We start from the raw sequence: 14,580 nt of genomic DNA, 5'->3' as shown, positions 1-14,580 counted from the left end.
TTAAGCCTCACAGGAAGTTTCCAGAAAACGCTAAACTATGCGAAAGCAAAATCGTAAAGCGAAAAGACCGCTACATCGCCATGCTCACCTTCGAGTTTCCAGCCCCGCCCATGCGAGAATGCTCCTCCATCCTTGCTGTGGATTTGGGCGAGCGTTTCGCTGCCACTGCGGTGCTCTGGCAGAATGAAAACGTAATGAAAGCCCAATTCTACGGTAGGGAGATTAGAGGAGTTAGAAGGCATTACGCATGGCTCCGTAAGAGGCTTCAAGAGAGAGGTCTGACCAAAGTCGTGAAGAGAGTTGGAAGCAAGGAGAGAAGGGTGGTTAACACCATCCTTCACCGAGTCAGCAAAAGGATAGTCAGCCTCGCCCTTGCAACCAACTCTTACATAGTTTTGGGAGACCTAAAGGGAATAAGAAAGCGAGTCAAGGGCAAAGGCAAACGCTTAAACAGAATAGTCAGCAACATGCCATATTATCGCTTAACGAAAATGATAGAGTATAAAGCTATGCTCGTAGGCATACCAGTAATAACCACAAGCGAAGCCTACACTTCAATAACGTGCCATGTCTGCGGGTGTGAAGGAAAGCGCAAAACTCAGGGCTTGTTCGTCTGCGCTCACTGCGGAGAATACAACGCAGACCTAAACGGAGCCATCAACATCGCTAAAAAATTTGAGAGGTGGATGAGCTATATGCCCATCCACGGGGCTGCAAGTGAACCAGCCCATAACCAGCCTAAGCTGGAAGCCCCATCCGTAAGGGTGGGGTAGTTCACTTTAAAACTTTCTCTTTCACATAAACACTCAGAAAGTATTGTTAAAGACATCTACAACGTTAATGGGAACGCTTTACAAGAATATCATGGCCAATGCCACGGTTCATGAAGTATTCCGTATTCAAAGAATTGTTTCTCACGACCATAGCGTTCAAGTGGTTTTGTCAAATGTCGTCTTGCTTTAGGAGACTGAAGATGAACTTTGTTAGGTTCAAGATCTTGATCAGTTATAGTAATAATTGTAGGCGATTCTTTACTAATATAACCACACTTTTTACACCTATAACCTTGATTATACCCCATTGAGCTCATACTCACGTTGCATATTGGGCATCGTGGATTTCTCTTAATTTTTCGCTCAATAGCTTTTATAACAGTAATACGTTCTGCATTGAGATTTAGTCCATTAGGACCAGGTTTAATGCCACCAGCAACGCTAATGACATCACCAGGCAACAATTTTCTAGCGAATATGTTAAGATCCCCAGTCTCCTTATAAACAGCAACATTAATTACACCAGTGCTATCGTTCAACATAAAGAAAACATGACCACCAGGTATAATAATAGGCTTAGACCATACAATCCCATTTACAATCACTGACATGTAAGGACTTACATTGCTAAGTTTCGCATTAATTAAATGAGCATCAGTACCCTGGTTTGACCTAAATATCACCCATCTTTCAATCTTATCATAGATTCTTATCATGTTTAATGCTTTCACAAGTAAACTCGGATCATCCCCCCTGATACCAAGTATTACAGGATCAGGCCCGTGGGGTGTTAACAAAACCCTGCCATCTTTCCGGTCAATATTATTAAACGTATAAGGATAAGTTTTTTCATCCATCTCAAAAACAGACTTTTCATCGACATTGCGTCTTAAGCTTCGCTCAAAAAATGATCGATAAACTAAAAGTTCATAAGTATAATCACCGTGATCCAACGGTTCACCTATCGCAGCCAAAGCACCAATCAAACCACGCAATCCTCTCCCAACATCCTTATAATACACGTTAAATTTCCTTGCGAGCCTCAAAGCATCATCCAAAGAAATAATCTTACTCAAAGCATTCTTTGAGAAAGCACGAAATTCCTCAATCACATCACCAACATACATTGCAAGAACAGGCTGAGGTTTTTCATCATACTTATCATAATACTTCAATAACACGTTATAAACAATATCAAAAACGTCTGACACATCATCATCAACGAGAAGTCTAAAAGCGATAGCTCCATTACCTCTAGTCTTCCACGGCACGTTAGGATTAAGCCTAATCAAATTTGGATAATCAATAAACCTAACACCTCTTAACAATAACTCCTTAACAGTTACAGCAGCAACATAAGTAGTACAACCACCATTAACCGAGTCAGTGTCATCAACACCAATATGAACAATTACCACAGCAAAAACAAAAATAAACCCAAATATAAGGTTTGAATAAAAGCGAAAAACAAAAAATGAATGAATAAAAAATAAAAGCATCCCACAATATATATTATACAGTCTCAGGGAGTGTTGGACAGCTGTCGGACGCGATGTAAAAATGAGCGTCTGAGGAAAGTCCCCCGCCAATGGGGAATCGTGGTGCCGAAAGGCACAGGCTGAAAAGCCTGGGACAAACCACAGAAACGAAACGACCAACGATCGATGAGAGTGACGCAGCGAAGACGCCTGGCGACAGGTGTCGAGATAACCTGCAGACAAGATCGTTGGAAACGGTGAAACGTGGTAACCCCACGAGGCATAAGGCCGTATAGAGCTGCGATGAGGCCCCACGAGCAGCCGGGCAGGCCGCTAAGTCGAATGCTGTCTGAAACAAAAGGGGGCTTACAAACACTCCCTGAGACATCAAGTGAGCTTCTCCTCGGCTAAAGTCGGGAGATTCTCGGTTCCTCTACCTGGGGTCTCATCGTACTGAGTTCTGGGCTGTGTCAAGGCAGCCCCTGCCATGGACGTATAGTCCATGGCCCGCTCGCTGGAACCATCCCTACCCGTCTTGGATGGGAGCCTTATTCCAGCTTTCGGACGTCCCATCCACATCCGAGCAACACGCTCAAGGAGATGGTGGACTTGGAGGAATATAAACTTAACGGCAATTCATCTCAGAACTGAAGTTCTAGGCTTTCTTGTTGCATTTTTGTAAGCTATTGTGAGGTTTGTTATTCTTATTGATTTTTGAAACATAAAAATTGGTAGCGGGGGGTGGACTTGAACCACCGACCTCAGGGTTATGAGCCCTGCGGGATAACCTGTCTTCCCCACCCCGCTATTTCTATAATATAAATAACTGGGTAGATAAAAAAGTTTGCGAAAAATAAATGAAAAATAAGTTATCATTGAGACTATTTCATAGAAGAACAACAAACCTTGTCTGCGAAACAGTTTGTAAAACTCTATCCCAATGTGTGAGGTTTGTTATTTCTTTATCAAATTATGCTAAGTGAGTGTGATTTTTAGATGCAAACCTAGCAAAAACAATATATGTAACGTCTGTATTAATTAGATGCTGTGTTTGTTTATGGCAAAGTATATATTTGTGACCGGTGGAGTTTTGTCTTCTGTTGGTAAAGGAATAGTTACTGCATCAATTGGACTCCTTTTTAAATTAAGAGGATATAATGTTACTGCAATTAAGGTAGATCCGTACATTAACGTGGACAGTGGAACTATGAATCCTTACGCGCATGGTGAAGTGTTCGTAACAGATGATGGAGCTGAGACAGATTTGGATTTGGGGCATTATGAGCGATTTCTTAACATCAACTTAACTAGAAAGCACAACATAACCACAGGTCAAGTTTATGGTGCAGTGATAGAGAAGGAGAGAAGAGGGGATTATTTAGGGCAGTGTGTACAAGTGATCCCTCATGTTACTGATGAAATAAAACACAGAATAAGGGATGTAGCTTTAGATAGTGGTGCTGATATAGTGTTAATAGAAATTGGTGGAACTGTAGGAGATATAGAGGGATTACCATTCTTAGAAGCGTCTAGACAAATGAGGCTTGAAGAGCCTGAGAGTAATGTTGTATTTGTCCATGTGGCGTTGGTACCGGTTTTGTGGGCTACAGGTGAGCAAAAGACAAAACCATTACAACATAGTGTTAATGAGCTTAGAAGGATAGGAATACAACCAGATATCATAATAGGGCGTTCACCTAAACCATTAGGACAAGATGCTATCAAGAAGATCGCATTATTCGGAAATGTCCCATATAATAGGGTATTCAGTTCGTATGATGTGAGTATAATTTATGAAGTACCTTTAATATTGGAATCACAAGGACTAGGAAAGATTCTCTCCACATTGCTTGGACTCGAGAAAAAAGATATTGATCTGTCACGATGGATTAAGATTGTCGAACGTTTTAAGATGTCTCAATATAAAATTAAGATAGGGATGGTAGGGAAATATGTTGAACTGCATGATGCCTATATAAGCATCAATGAAGCAGTAAAACATGCTGCAGCATTTAACGGTGTTCAAGCAGAGATATTATGGATCGATGCAGAGAAAATAGCAAATAAAGATCCTGCAGCTATTAAAATGTTAAAAGAATCGCAGGGTATGATAATATTACCTGGATTTGGAGCGCGGGGTGTGGATGGAAAAATCGAAGCTGCCAAATATGCAAGAGAAAACAATATTCCCCTATTAGGTATATGTTATGGTTTCCAACTTTCTCTTGTAGAATTTGCAAGAAATGTTATAGGATTAAAAGATGCACACACCACGGAAGTTAATCCCAATACCCCACACCCAATCATTGACATACTTCCAGAACAAAAGCAAATAGATAAACTTGGGGGAACTATGAGGTTAGGCGCTCAAGAAATAAGGTTAGTTCCCAATACTTTGGCATATAACCTGTACGGATCAGAAATCATATTTGAACGACACAGGCACAGATATGAAGTAAACCCAGAATACTGGTATATGTTCCAAGCTCACGGTTTAATATTCTCAGGTTGGAGCCCTGATAAAAGACGAGTCGAATTCGCAGAATTACACGATCATCCATTTTACTTACTTACCCAAGCACATCCAGAATTCAAATCACGTCCAGAAAAACCTTCACCACCATATATAGGACTTATAAGAACAGTAATAAAAAATCAAGGTATACCTCTCAATCTGATTCAAGCATAAGTGAATTCTCAATTCTTCAGGTAGTGAGGATGTTAGAAACAAACGACTAATTTATAAGTAATCTACATCTTTCTTTAAATAAAAGAGGTGTAACCATTGATTGATATAAATATATTAAGACGTAACGCACAAATCATAAGAGATGCACTAAACAAACGAGGATTAACAGATTTTCCTCTCGATGATCTAATAAATACGGACAAAGAATGGAGAAAATTACAGACTGAGCTTGAAAGACTCAGACATAAAAAGAACGAATTAACAGTAATGGTACCAAAAATTGATGCCAATGAACGAGAACAATTAATGAACGAAATTAAAAATATAGACTTAAAAATTAGAGAGCTAGAAACTAAAACTAGAGAATTAAAGAGCAAAGTCCAAGAGTTATTATTCCTGATTCCAAACATACCTCATGAAAGTGTGCCCTACGGTAAAGATTCTAGTGAAAACGTTGTAGTTAGGACTTGGGGAGAACCAAAAAAATTCGATTTTAAGCCAAGGACACATTATGAATTAGGTGAATTGCTGGATATAATAGATTTTGATCGTGGCGTAAAACTTTCTGGTTCAGGCTTTCACGTATTAAAAGGTTGGGGTGCGAGACTAGAGAGAGCACTGATAAACTTTATGCTGGACATGCACAAAATGCAAGGCTACATAGAAATATTCCCACCAATATTAGTAAAAACAGACGTAGCCTTCGGCACTGGGCATCTACCAAAATTTTCAGAAGATATGTACAAAACATCCAAAGATGAACTTTGGTTAATCCCCACAGCTGAATTACCATTAGTAGCACTACATGCTGACGAAGTCTTAAATGCAAAAGAATTACCAAAATATTACACAGCGTATACACCATGTTTCAGACGCGAAGCAGGTCGTCATGTGGATTTGAAAGGCATTCTAAGAGTACACCAATTCAACAAAGTTGAGATGGTAAAGATCACACTCCCCGAAAAAAGCTTTGAAGAACTTGAAAAGATGGTAAGAGATGCTGAAGAAATACTTCAAAAATTAGAAATACCTTACAGAGTCGTCGAACTATGTACAGGAGACCTAGGGTTCGCATCAGCAAAAACTTATGACATAGAAGCATGGATGCCAAGCCAAAACAAATACATAGAAGTATCATCAGTAAGCAACTGCACAGACTTCCAAGCAAGAAGAACAAACATAAAATTTGTAGGAGGAGGCAGAGCACGCCCAGAATATGTTCATACATTAAACGGATCAGGATTAGCAATCGGCAGAACAATGGCAGCACTACTTGAAAACCACCAAGAACCAGATGGAACAATAAAAATACCTAAAGCATTACAAACATACTTAGGAACAGATACCATAAAACCATTATGAAACTAAATTCTTAAAAACAAACACAATGGCATCATCCAAACTCTTAAACTCACCAAGATAAAACAAATGCGAAGGATTGACCTTATCATCAGAAGATCCAAAACCTCTCACAAAATCAAACTTACGAGAAAACACCCCAGCCAAACTTTTCTCATCACTATCAAAAAGAATAAACGAAACCATAACATCAACAAACTCCAAAGAAGTTAAATAATCTATATGCCATCTTTTCTTCTTTATCCTAGAAAAATGTCTCATCAACCGCTTCAACGTACCTCTCCTCGCAGATCCCACATAAGCATAATAACCCTTAACAACATCCACCAACCCCAACGAACCAACCAATACTCTACAACTCTTTCTCACACGCAACAATAACACATAAGAGACCCTTTCACTAATAAAACTCCTCAACATCCTAAGACTCTAATCCAAAAACATTAATAAATTAATCCTCCCGCCTTAAAAAACAGTTTCAAAATAGATAGACTTAAATAGAGATAAGCCATAATATCTTCTTGATGGAGAAGCTTTGCACTCTCAAAGAGGCTAAGAGGCAGCGTTTAGCTGCCTTTGTCAGTATTTTCAGAGCAGATAGGTTTAAATATGGTTTGCTCATACGTTTTAATGTCCCCTCTGCTCTGGAAGCATGACTTCCCATGGGGATGGGTGGGCTGGGGTTGACCTTCGGATGTGGGGATGTCGGGTTCACCCCGAAAGTCCTCGATGAGCTAATCGAGAGGGAAGAGTTGAGTAGAGGTGATAAAACACTATGAATCTCTACTTAACTCAGAACCCTACGCTTAACCTCTTTTTCCGCCTCCCTCAATATTTTCTCAGCATCCACAGAATCAACTCTTGACACAATACGCACATCCGGTATATTATAACTCATCAGATCATTAACAGTATCAGCCAAGGACAAACTCCCCATCTCATACCCTAATTTCCTGACACCCTTCGATAAATCATAAGAATGCTCACCTAATATTGAAACAGCATGCACAGAATCACCCAACCCTATCACAGTACTAAACCTATGACCCGCACCTTCAGACACCACACCAACACGATGCAATTGCCCATGAAACCTCTTCATATTCCCAACCTCATTTGCATAAGCCTTAGCAGCCTCTTCATTCGCCTCATCCAAACTATTAACAATCCTTTTATTTACACTACTAATCCTACTACTTACGTGTTCCTCCCTTCTTTGGATCTGCAACGCCCTATTCAAAAGTTTATCTGAAACTTTCTTAGCCATAGTCCTAAGATCCATATCTTTAGCCACAACATTCACCACTAAAAAATAGCTAATACATTAATAAAAAATAGTATCACCACAAAAACACAATAAACCCAACCCACACCTCATAGAATATACAATATTACACACTAAATTGTCTAATAAAAACCCATAAAACAGTACGTTCACCAAAAATTCCACACTTCTGGATTTATATTTAAAGGCCTTTCTTTTACATCATGAGCAGTACCGCTGGACAAAGAACATCATCGTGCTAATTCTTTTAAAATTAAAGAAATAACATGCTAGATTATAACATTTTAAGATCAAGAAAAAGAGCCACACATGGAGATGGAGTTATTTGACGGAGCGCACAGGGAATTCAGCGCGCCTTGAGCGATTAGTAGCGGAGGGCTGAACACCTCGATCCATAAGGATCTTGGTGCTTACACCCCCACCCTATCAACCCCGTCTTTTACGGGAGCTCTCGTCCTCCCTCCATCCCAGGCAGAACCTGGGATTTCAGGAGGATGGCCGCCTAGTCTCGGGGCAGAGTTCGGGCTTAGATGCTTTCAGCCCTTACCCCTTACGGCTTGGCTACCCGGCGTTGCCCTCTCGGACAACCGGTACACCAGAAGCCGCGGCGCCACGTTCCTCTCGTACTGGTGGCACCTTCCCCTCAGGCGACCAGCGCCCCCAGCAGGTAGAGACCGACCTGTCTCACGACGGTCTAAACCCATCTCACGTTCCCCTTTAATGGGCGAGCAGCCCCACCCTTGGGAGCAACTGCACCCCCAGGATGGGAAGAGACGACGTCTGGGTACCAATCCGCGGGGTCGATGGGGACTCTCGCCCGCGACGAGCCGGTTACTCCCGGGGTAACTTTTCCGTCATGCCCGGCCCCCATCGATGGGGGCACGAGCGTTCGCTAGGCCCAGCTTTCACCCCTGGTCCCCGTGCAGTTGAGGGACCAGTCAAGCCAGCTTTTGGCCTTGCCCTCTACGGTGGGGTTCTGTCCCACCTGAGCTGGCCTTTGGGCGCCCCTGATACCTTTTCAGGGGCGTGCCGCCCCAGCCGAACTGCCCACCTGCCGTTGTCCCGGGTTTCCCCGGTAAGGGATGCCGTCACCGTAGGGCGGTGTTTCATTGGCGCCTCCCCATCCCCCGAAAGGGATGGTTCGACGACTCCCGCCTACGCTACGCAACGGCAACAGCGTCTCAGCAGCAGGCTGCAGTAAAGCTCCACGGGGTCTTCTCGCCCCGCTGGGGGTCCCTAGACTTTGCACTAGGTTGCGGGTTCACCAGGCCCCGGGCCGAGACAGTGAGGCCCTCGTTGATCCATTCATGCACGTCGGAACTTACCCGACAAGGCATTTGGCTACCTTAAGAGAGTTAGAGTTACTCCCGGCCTTCGGCGGCGCTTAGCCCGGTTGGAACCGGGTTTGACGTACCGCCAGTGGCCAGGATTCAGCCCCCGTCCACACCCTTTCGGGCTAGCGGGGACATATGTTTTTATTAAACAGTCGGGACCTCCTGGTCACTGCGACCTAGGATCCCCAGCAGAGCCGAAGATCCCAGGCACCCCTTCTACCGAAGGTACAGGGCCAATTTGCCGAGTTCCTTGGCCTCGGGGTGACCCTGACACGCCTTGGCTTTCTAAGCCAGGGGCACCAGTGTCGGTTCTCGGTACGGTCACGGGACATCCTTCCAGATCCCCTTTTCAGTGGCTCAGGGGTTCGGCTGAACCCCCCTTAACGGGAGGCCATTCCTCCCTTCACCCGGTTCTCGCCATAACGGCACTCCCCGGGCTTCGGAGAGTTAGATGGAGCGAGAGCTCCACTCAGCCTACCCCCAAGCGTCAGGGATCTGGCTTGCGTTGCCGCGATCGTAGCCCCGTGGCAACGGAATATTAACCGTTTTCCCTTTCGGCAGGTGCAGTTAAGCCCTGCCTTAGGACCGGCTGACCCTCGGTCGACGACGCGTTGCCGAGGAACCCTTGCCCTTCCGGCGGCCAGGATTCTCACCTGGCTTCGCTGTTACTACCGCCAGGATCCTCAACTGCTACCGGTCCACTGGATCTCACGACCCAGCTTCGGCCCGATAGCAGCGCCCCCCTACCAGATGACGCCCCACTTCAGGACGCCCTCCGGGGTCTCGGTGGCCGGCTTGAGTCCCGTCAATTTTCGGGGCCTCCACCCTCGGCCGGTGAGCTGTTACGCACTCCTTAGAGGTTAACTGCTTCTAAGCCTACCTCCCGGCTGTCTCAGGGTGGAGACGCCCTTTGTGCTTGACACTTAGCCGGCACTTAGGGACCTTAACCCCGGTCTGGGTTGTCCCCCTTTCGGCCCACCGGCTTATCCGGTGGAACCCGTCTCCACCCATCTTCTGTTACGGCAGCTTCTGAGTTTGACGGAAAGGTGAAGCCTTTCGGCTTCTTGCCTTTCCATCAGTGCTTTACACCGCCGTAAACATCAGGGTGGGCCGGACTGGGATCCGCTTCGGGGGGAACCAGCTATCACCGGACTTGATTGGTCTATTGCCCCTAGGCCCAGGTCAAGGGAGCGATTTGCACGTCAGCACCCCTATTCGGGCCTCCACCGGGCTTTCGCCCGGCTTCGCCCTGCCCAGGCCTAGATCGTCCGGTTTCTGGTCTCATGGCTGTGGCTCCGGGCCCTTTCAGACCCCGCCCCTCATTCATGCTTGCCGAACCCATCCCACTAGCCTAGATCATGGTAACCTCCCCAGGCTTGCGGGAGCGAGTTCGGTAGAGGCATGAACTGCGGGCATGTCGGTTTCCCTTCGCCTACGGGGCTTCTAACCCCTTAGACTCGCCACAGCCATGAACTCCCTGGCTCGTGTTTCTAGACGCAAGGTACGACCCTGGTCCCTCCTTCTCGTACTCCAGGGTTGCCCCTGTTTCCTTCGAAGGAGTTCTACCCTTTCGGGCCGTACCGCCTGTCACCGTCTGGTTTCAGGCTCTTTTCACACCCCTTTCGGGGTCCTTTTCAGCTTTCCCTCACGGTACTGGTTCGCTATCGGTCTCGACACGTGTTTAGCTTTGGATGTCGATGACACCCAACTTCCTGCAGCAAAACCAAGCTGCAGTACTCTGGATCCTGCCCTATCCCTCCGGATTTTCGCCTACGGGGCTATCACCCTCTATGGCGGGCCTTTCCAGGCCACTTCGGCTAATCCGGGTTGGGAAACGGACAGTCCCGTAACCCTACATCCCCTTACACTCATCGTGTAAGGGTTCGGTTTGAGCTCTCCCCCTTTCGCTCGCCGCTACTCAGGGGATCCCATTTTGGTTTCTCTTCCTCCCCCTACTAAGATGTTTCCGTTCGGGGGGTTCCCCTCCGCTGTTCGCGGATATCACCAGCTTATCGCCGGTGATAGGATTTCCCATTCGGAGATCCCCGGATCTACGGCTGCGTGCGCCTCCCCGGGGCATATCGCCGCTTGCCGCGTCCTTCGTCAGCGGTCGAGCCGAGCCATCCACCAGACGGCTTACCCGCACGCTGAATTCCCTGTGCACTCTTTCGTCTAGTACTCCATCCCCATGTGTGGCTTCATAGCCCACCATAACGATGAGCTAAGCCATCCACCTCAGAATCTGAGATTCTGAGGTTTCATGAAGGATGTGGCTGGGTTCCATTTGACATGAGCCTCCCCGCGATGAGACGTAGGAGGTGATCCGGCCGCAGGTTCCCCTACGGCCACCTTGTTACGACTTCTCCCCCCTCGCCGAGTTTAGGTTCGACCCGACCAACAAGCCGGGCCTCACCTAGACTTGACTCGGGTGGAGCGACGGGCGGTGTGTGCAAGGAGCAGGGACGTATTCACCGCGCGATGGTGACACGCGGTTACTAGGGATTCCACGTTCACGAGGGCGAGTTGCAGCCCTCGATCCCAACTGAGGTGGGGTTTTATGGGATTACCTCCCCCTTTCGGGTTCGGAACCCATTGTCCCCACCATTGCAGGCCGCGTGTAGCCCAGGGGTTTCGGGGCATACTGACCTGCCGTAGCCCCCTCCTTCCTCCAGCTTAGCGCTGGCGGTCTCCCCAGTGTGCCCAGGACCCGATGAGCCCTGGTCGCAACTGAGGATAGGGGTCTCGCTCGTTGCCGGACTTAACCGGACGCTTCACAGCACGAGCTGGCGACGGCCATGCACCTCCTCTCAGCGTGTCGGGCAAGGTCGTTAGCCTGGCCCTCATCCTGCTGTCGCCCCTGGTAAGGTTCCCGGGGTTGACTCCAATTGAACCGCAGCCTCCACCCCTTGTGGTGCTCCCCCGCCAATTCCTTTAAGTTTCAGCCTTGCGGCCGTACTCCCCAGGCGGCGGGCTTAACTGCTTCCCTGCGGCACTGGTTGAGCACGAAGCTCAACCAACACCTAGCCCGCATCGTTTACAGCCAGGACTACAGGGGTCTCTAATCCCTTTTGCTCCCCTGGCTTTCGTCCCTCACCGTCGGGCGCGTTCTGGCCGAGTGCCTCCGCCATTGGTGGTCTTCCCGGGATTATAGGATTTCGCCCCTACCCCGGGAATACCCTCGGCCTCTCCCGCCCCCTAGCCCAGCAGTATTCCTCCCAGCCCCACGGTTAAGCCATGGGATTTAAGGAGGAACTTGCTGAGCCGGCTACGGACGCTTTAGGCCCAATAAACGCCCCGACCACTCGCGGAGCTGGTATTACCGCGGCGGCTGACACCAGAACTTGCCCCCCGCTTATTCCCCCAGCTTTTTACACTGGGGAAAAGCCAGTCTCAGCGACTGGCACTCGGGGTGACCCCGTCGCGCGTTAGCGCATTGCGGAGGTTTCGCGCCTGCTGCGCCCCGTAGGGCCTGGGCCCTTGTCTCAGTGCCCATCTCCGGGCTCCCGCTCTCACGGCCCGTACCCGTTATAGGCACGGTGAGCCGTTACCTCACCGTCAACCTGATAGGCCACGGCCCCATCCTTAGGCAATCCCAGGAGCATGGTCCTGAGATCCTTTAGATGAGGAAGCGTTCCAGAGTTCCTCATCTATCGGGGATTAGCCTCAGTTTCCCGAGGTTATCCCCGTCCTAAGGGTAGGTTAGCCGTGTTTTACGGAGCCGTGCGCCGCACCCCACCGTGGCTAGGGGCGCCGACTCGCATGGCTTAGCCCCACCCCGATAGCAGTCAGGTCCGGCAGGATCAACCGGAGTCGTACGGCCGAAGGTGCGGGGAGAGCCCACATTGTCTGGAACCCAGCCACATCAGACCTAACGATTGGCCATTAGGTCCTCATTATTTTATGTTGCCGCAACTGGAGGTCGGCCGTTCATCCCTCTGGATGGTCATCCAGAGTCCAGCCAACGCCGCCGAGAGTTGCGGCCCGCAATCAATATTTTATCTGAGGTCATATATAACTGTTTCTCAAACACTTCACATCGGATTAATGTTAGCTTGTTGATAGCTCTCACTTTATTAAGTTAGAGTCTGTCCTTATTAATTCTCCATCTTGAAGCATAAAAACATCTTGAATTTCTCTTCATGTTCTTAAAGATTAGTGCTTGTTTTGTTAGATACTTTGCTGGTGTTTTTTTTGTGTTTCTTGTGTTAAAAAATATATTTACGTGTGTTAATCTTTTCATTGGGCCGATGGCTTAGCCTGGTTATAGCACCCGGCTGATAACCGGGGGGTCGTGGGTTCGAATCCCACTCGGCCCATTAATTTTCTGTTCTTACCATTCTAATTTGTCTAAGGTGGAAGTGATTGTTTGGCAAAGTATAAATATGCGACGCTTCTTTGGGTGTTATCATGCGGTCTCTCACTGAGTTAATACTTGGTAGGGCTGCCGGTAAGAGTGTTAGTCCTGGTGATACAGTAGAGGCGAGGGTTGATTTAGCGGCGTTTCATGATTTAACTGGGTATCATGTTGTGGAGAATGTGGAGAAGGTTGGCGGTAGTGTTAATGTTGGTAATTTAGTTGTTGCTTTTGATCACATGGTTCCTCCGCCTACTCAAAGGGCTGCTGAGATACAGGTGTCTCTTAGGAGGTTTGTTCGTGATCGTGGTGTGTTAGCGTTTCATGATGTTGGTGATGGTATACTGCATCAGTTACTTCTGGAAAGATATGCTATCCCAGGCACTGTTGTTATGGGAGCTGATAGTCATACTGTGACCGTTGGTGCTTTGGGTGCTTTTGCTCAGGGTCTTGGTGCTAGCGATGTGGCTGCTATAATGATGACTGGGAGTACTTGGTTGGTTGTTCCTGAACCTGTGAAGGTTACTTTGTTTGGTCGTTTACGTGAGGGTGTTATGGGCAAGGATGTTGCTTTATACATTTTGGGTAAATATGGTGCTGAGTATTTTAATGGTAACTCTTTAGAATTTTATGTCGAATATCCTAGGGAATTTCAGATGGATTACAGGGCTACTGTTGCTAACATGGGTATCGAGATGGGTGCTGACGCTCTAATGTTTGTTCCTGATGTTGTGACTGTTGAGTATATTAAAAGTATGCGTGGTATGGATGTTGATGTTCCTATGGTGAAGGGTGAATACAGTGATGAAATTGATATTGAATTAGATAGTATTGAACCTTTAGTTGCCGCTCCTAATTCAGTGGATAATGTTAAATTTATTAGCGAGGTTGAGGGTGTGAGTGTAGATTATGTGTTCATTGGTTCTTGCACTAATGGTAGGTTGAGTGATATTGAAGTTGCTGCTAGGATATTAAACGGTAGGCGTGTAAGAAGTAGGTGCATTGTGATACCTGCTTCAAGGAGTGTTTTCGAGGAAGCGTTGAGGTTGGGTTACATTGATATTCTTGCTAGGGCTGGTTGTGTTGTTACTTTCGGAACATGTGGTCCGTGTATAGGTGGGCATTTTGGCATCGCTGGCCCTGACGAAGTTGTTCTTTCTACCAGTAATAGGAACTTTAAAGGTAGAATGGGTCATCCCAGCGCTAGGATTTATCTGGCTAACCCTGCTGTCGCAGCTGCCTCAGCCCTTGAGGGAAAGATCACTGATCCTAGGAGGTACCTAAGACCTTAAAACGGAGCGTATGTTA

8 protein-coding genes, 2 tRNA genes, 2 rRNA genes and 1 other RNA gene are annotated in these 14,580 nt (G+C 47.0%); 7 read left to right on the top strand and 6 right to left on the bottom strand.

Features of this window, described 5'->3' with window-relative positions:
* Positions 1-773: transposase (locus QW128_07505; protein ID MEM3833411.1), on the top strand; the 773-nt coding region annotated here is incomplete at its 5' end.
* Positions 774-862: 89 nt separating this feature from the next.
* Here the strand turns inward: QW128_07505 and QW128_07500 are convergent.
* The gene (locus QW128_07500) at positions 863-2,191 is read right to left on the bottom strand and encodes a tRNA(Ile)(2)-agmatinylcytidine synthase (protein ID MEM3833410.1); all 1,329 of its coding nucleotides are present in this window, start codon (positions 2,189-2,191) and stop codon (positions 863-865) included.
* Between the two features lie 107 nt (positions 2,192-2,298).
* On the opposite strand from QW128_07500, the gene rnpB reads away from it, so the two are divergent.
* Positions 2,299-2,631: RNase P RNA component (rnpB, locus tag QW128_07495), an RNA gene on the top strand.
* Between the two features lie 349 nt (positions 2,632-2,980).
* Here rnpB and QW128_07490 read toward each other — a convergent pair.
* A tRNA-Met gene (locus tag QW128_07490) sits at positions 2,981-3,058 on the bottom strand.
* Between the two features lie 250 nt (positions 3,059-3,308).
* Between QW128_07490 and QW128_07485 the strand changes: the two genes are divergently transcribed.
* Together QW128_07485 and serS are read left to right on the top strand one after the other, a co-directional pair.
* Positions 3,309-4,940: a CTP synthase gene (locus QW128_07485; GenBank protein ID MEM3833409.1), complete on the top strand. Its 1,632-nt coding sequence runs from the start codon at positions 3,309-3,311 to the stop codon at positions 4,938-4,940.
* A 96-nt stretch (positions 4,941-5,036) separates the two neighbouring features.
* Entirely contained in the window at positions 5,037-6,302 is a 1,266-nt protein-coding gene (gene serS / locus QW128_07480) for a serine--tRNA ligase (protein ID MEM3833408.1), read from the top strand.
* On the opposite strand, the gene QW128_07475 is transcribed toward serS, so the two are convergent.
* The gene (locus QW128_07475; GenBank protein ID MEM3833407.1) at positions 6,297-6,647 is read right to left on the bottom strand and encodes a GIY-YIG nuclease family protein; all 351 of its coding nucleotides are present in this window, start codon (positions 6,645-6,647) and stop codon (positions 6,297-6,299) included. The two genes, serS and QW128_07475, sit on opposite strands and share 6 nt — an antisense overlap.
* Positions 6,648-6,823: 176 nt before the next feature.
* On the opposite strand from QW128_07475, the gene QW128_07470 reads away from it, so the two are divergent.
* Entirely contained in the window at positions 6,824-6,955 is a 132-nt protein-coding gene (locus QW128_07470; GenBank protein ID MEM3833406.1) for a hypothetical protein, read from the top strand.
* Between the two features lie 131 nt (positions 6,956-7,086).
* Here QW128_07470 and QW128_07465 read toward each other — a convergent pair whose 3' ends face one another.
* From QW128_07465 to QW128_07455, 3 genes are all read right to left on the bottom strand, one after another.
* Positions 7,087-7,593 (bottom strand): hypothetical protein, encoded by a 507-nt coding sequence (locus QW128_07465; protein ID MEM3833405.1) that lies wholly within the window; start codon positions 7,591-7,593, stop codon positions 7,087-7,089.
* A 334-nt stretch (positions 7,594-7,927) separates the two neighbouring features.
* A 23S ribosomal RNA gene (locus tag QW128_07460) occupies positions 7,928-11,072 on the bottom strand.
* A 159-nt stretch (positions 11,073-11,231) separates the two neighbouring features.
* A 16S ribosomal RNA gene (locus tag QW128_07455) occupies positions 11,232-12,729 on the bottom strand.
* The 16S and 23S rRNA genes sit together here, the layout of an rRNA operon.
* A 430-nt stretch (positions 12,730-13,159) precedes the next feature.
* On the opposite strand from QW128_07455, the gene QW128_07450 reads away from it, so the two are divergent.
* Both QW128_07450 and QW128_07445 read left to right on the top strand, forming a co-directional pair.
* Positions 13,160-13,234: transfer RNA gene (locus tag QW128_07450), tRNA-Ile, on the top strand.
* Positions 13,235-13,325: 91 nt separating this feature from the next.
* Entirely contained in the window at positions 13,326-14,564 is a 1,239-nt protein-coding gene (locus tag QW128_07445; protein ID MEM3833404.1) for a 3-isopropylmalate dehydratase large subunit, read from the top strand.
* Positions 14,565-14,580: the final 16 nt, after the last annotated feature.

It is taken from the genome of Thermoprotei archaeon (genome assembly GCA_038881895.1).
Lineage (GTDB): Archaea > Thermoproteota > Thermoprotei > Gearchaeales > WAQG01 > JAVZOV01.
This window is presented reverse-complemented; position numbering and strand designations above follow the sequence as displayed.

What these genes read in the sequence shown, in the direction of transcription:
- QW128_07470 (MEM3833406.1), top strand. Translation starts at nt 6,824, where the DNA reads ATGGAGAAGCTTTGCACTCTCAAAGAGGCTAAGAGGCAGCGTTTAGCT.
- QW128_07445 (MEM3833404.1), top strand. Translation starts at nt 13,326, where the DNA reads ATGCGGTCTCTCACTGAGTTAATACTTGGTAGGGCTGCCGGTAAGAGT.
- QW128_07485 (MEM3833409.1), top strand. Translation starts at nt 3,309, where the DNA reads ATGGCAAAGTATATATTTGTGACCGGTGGAGTTTTGTCTTCTGTTGGT.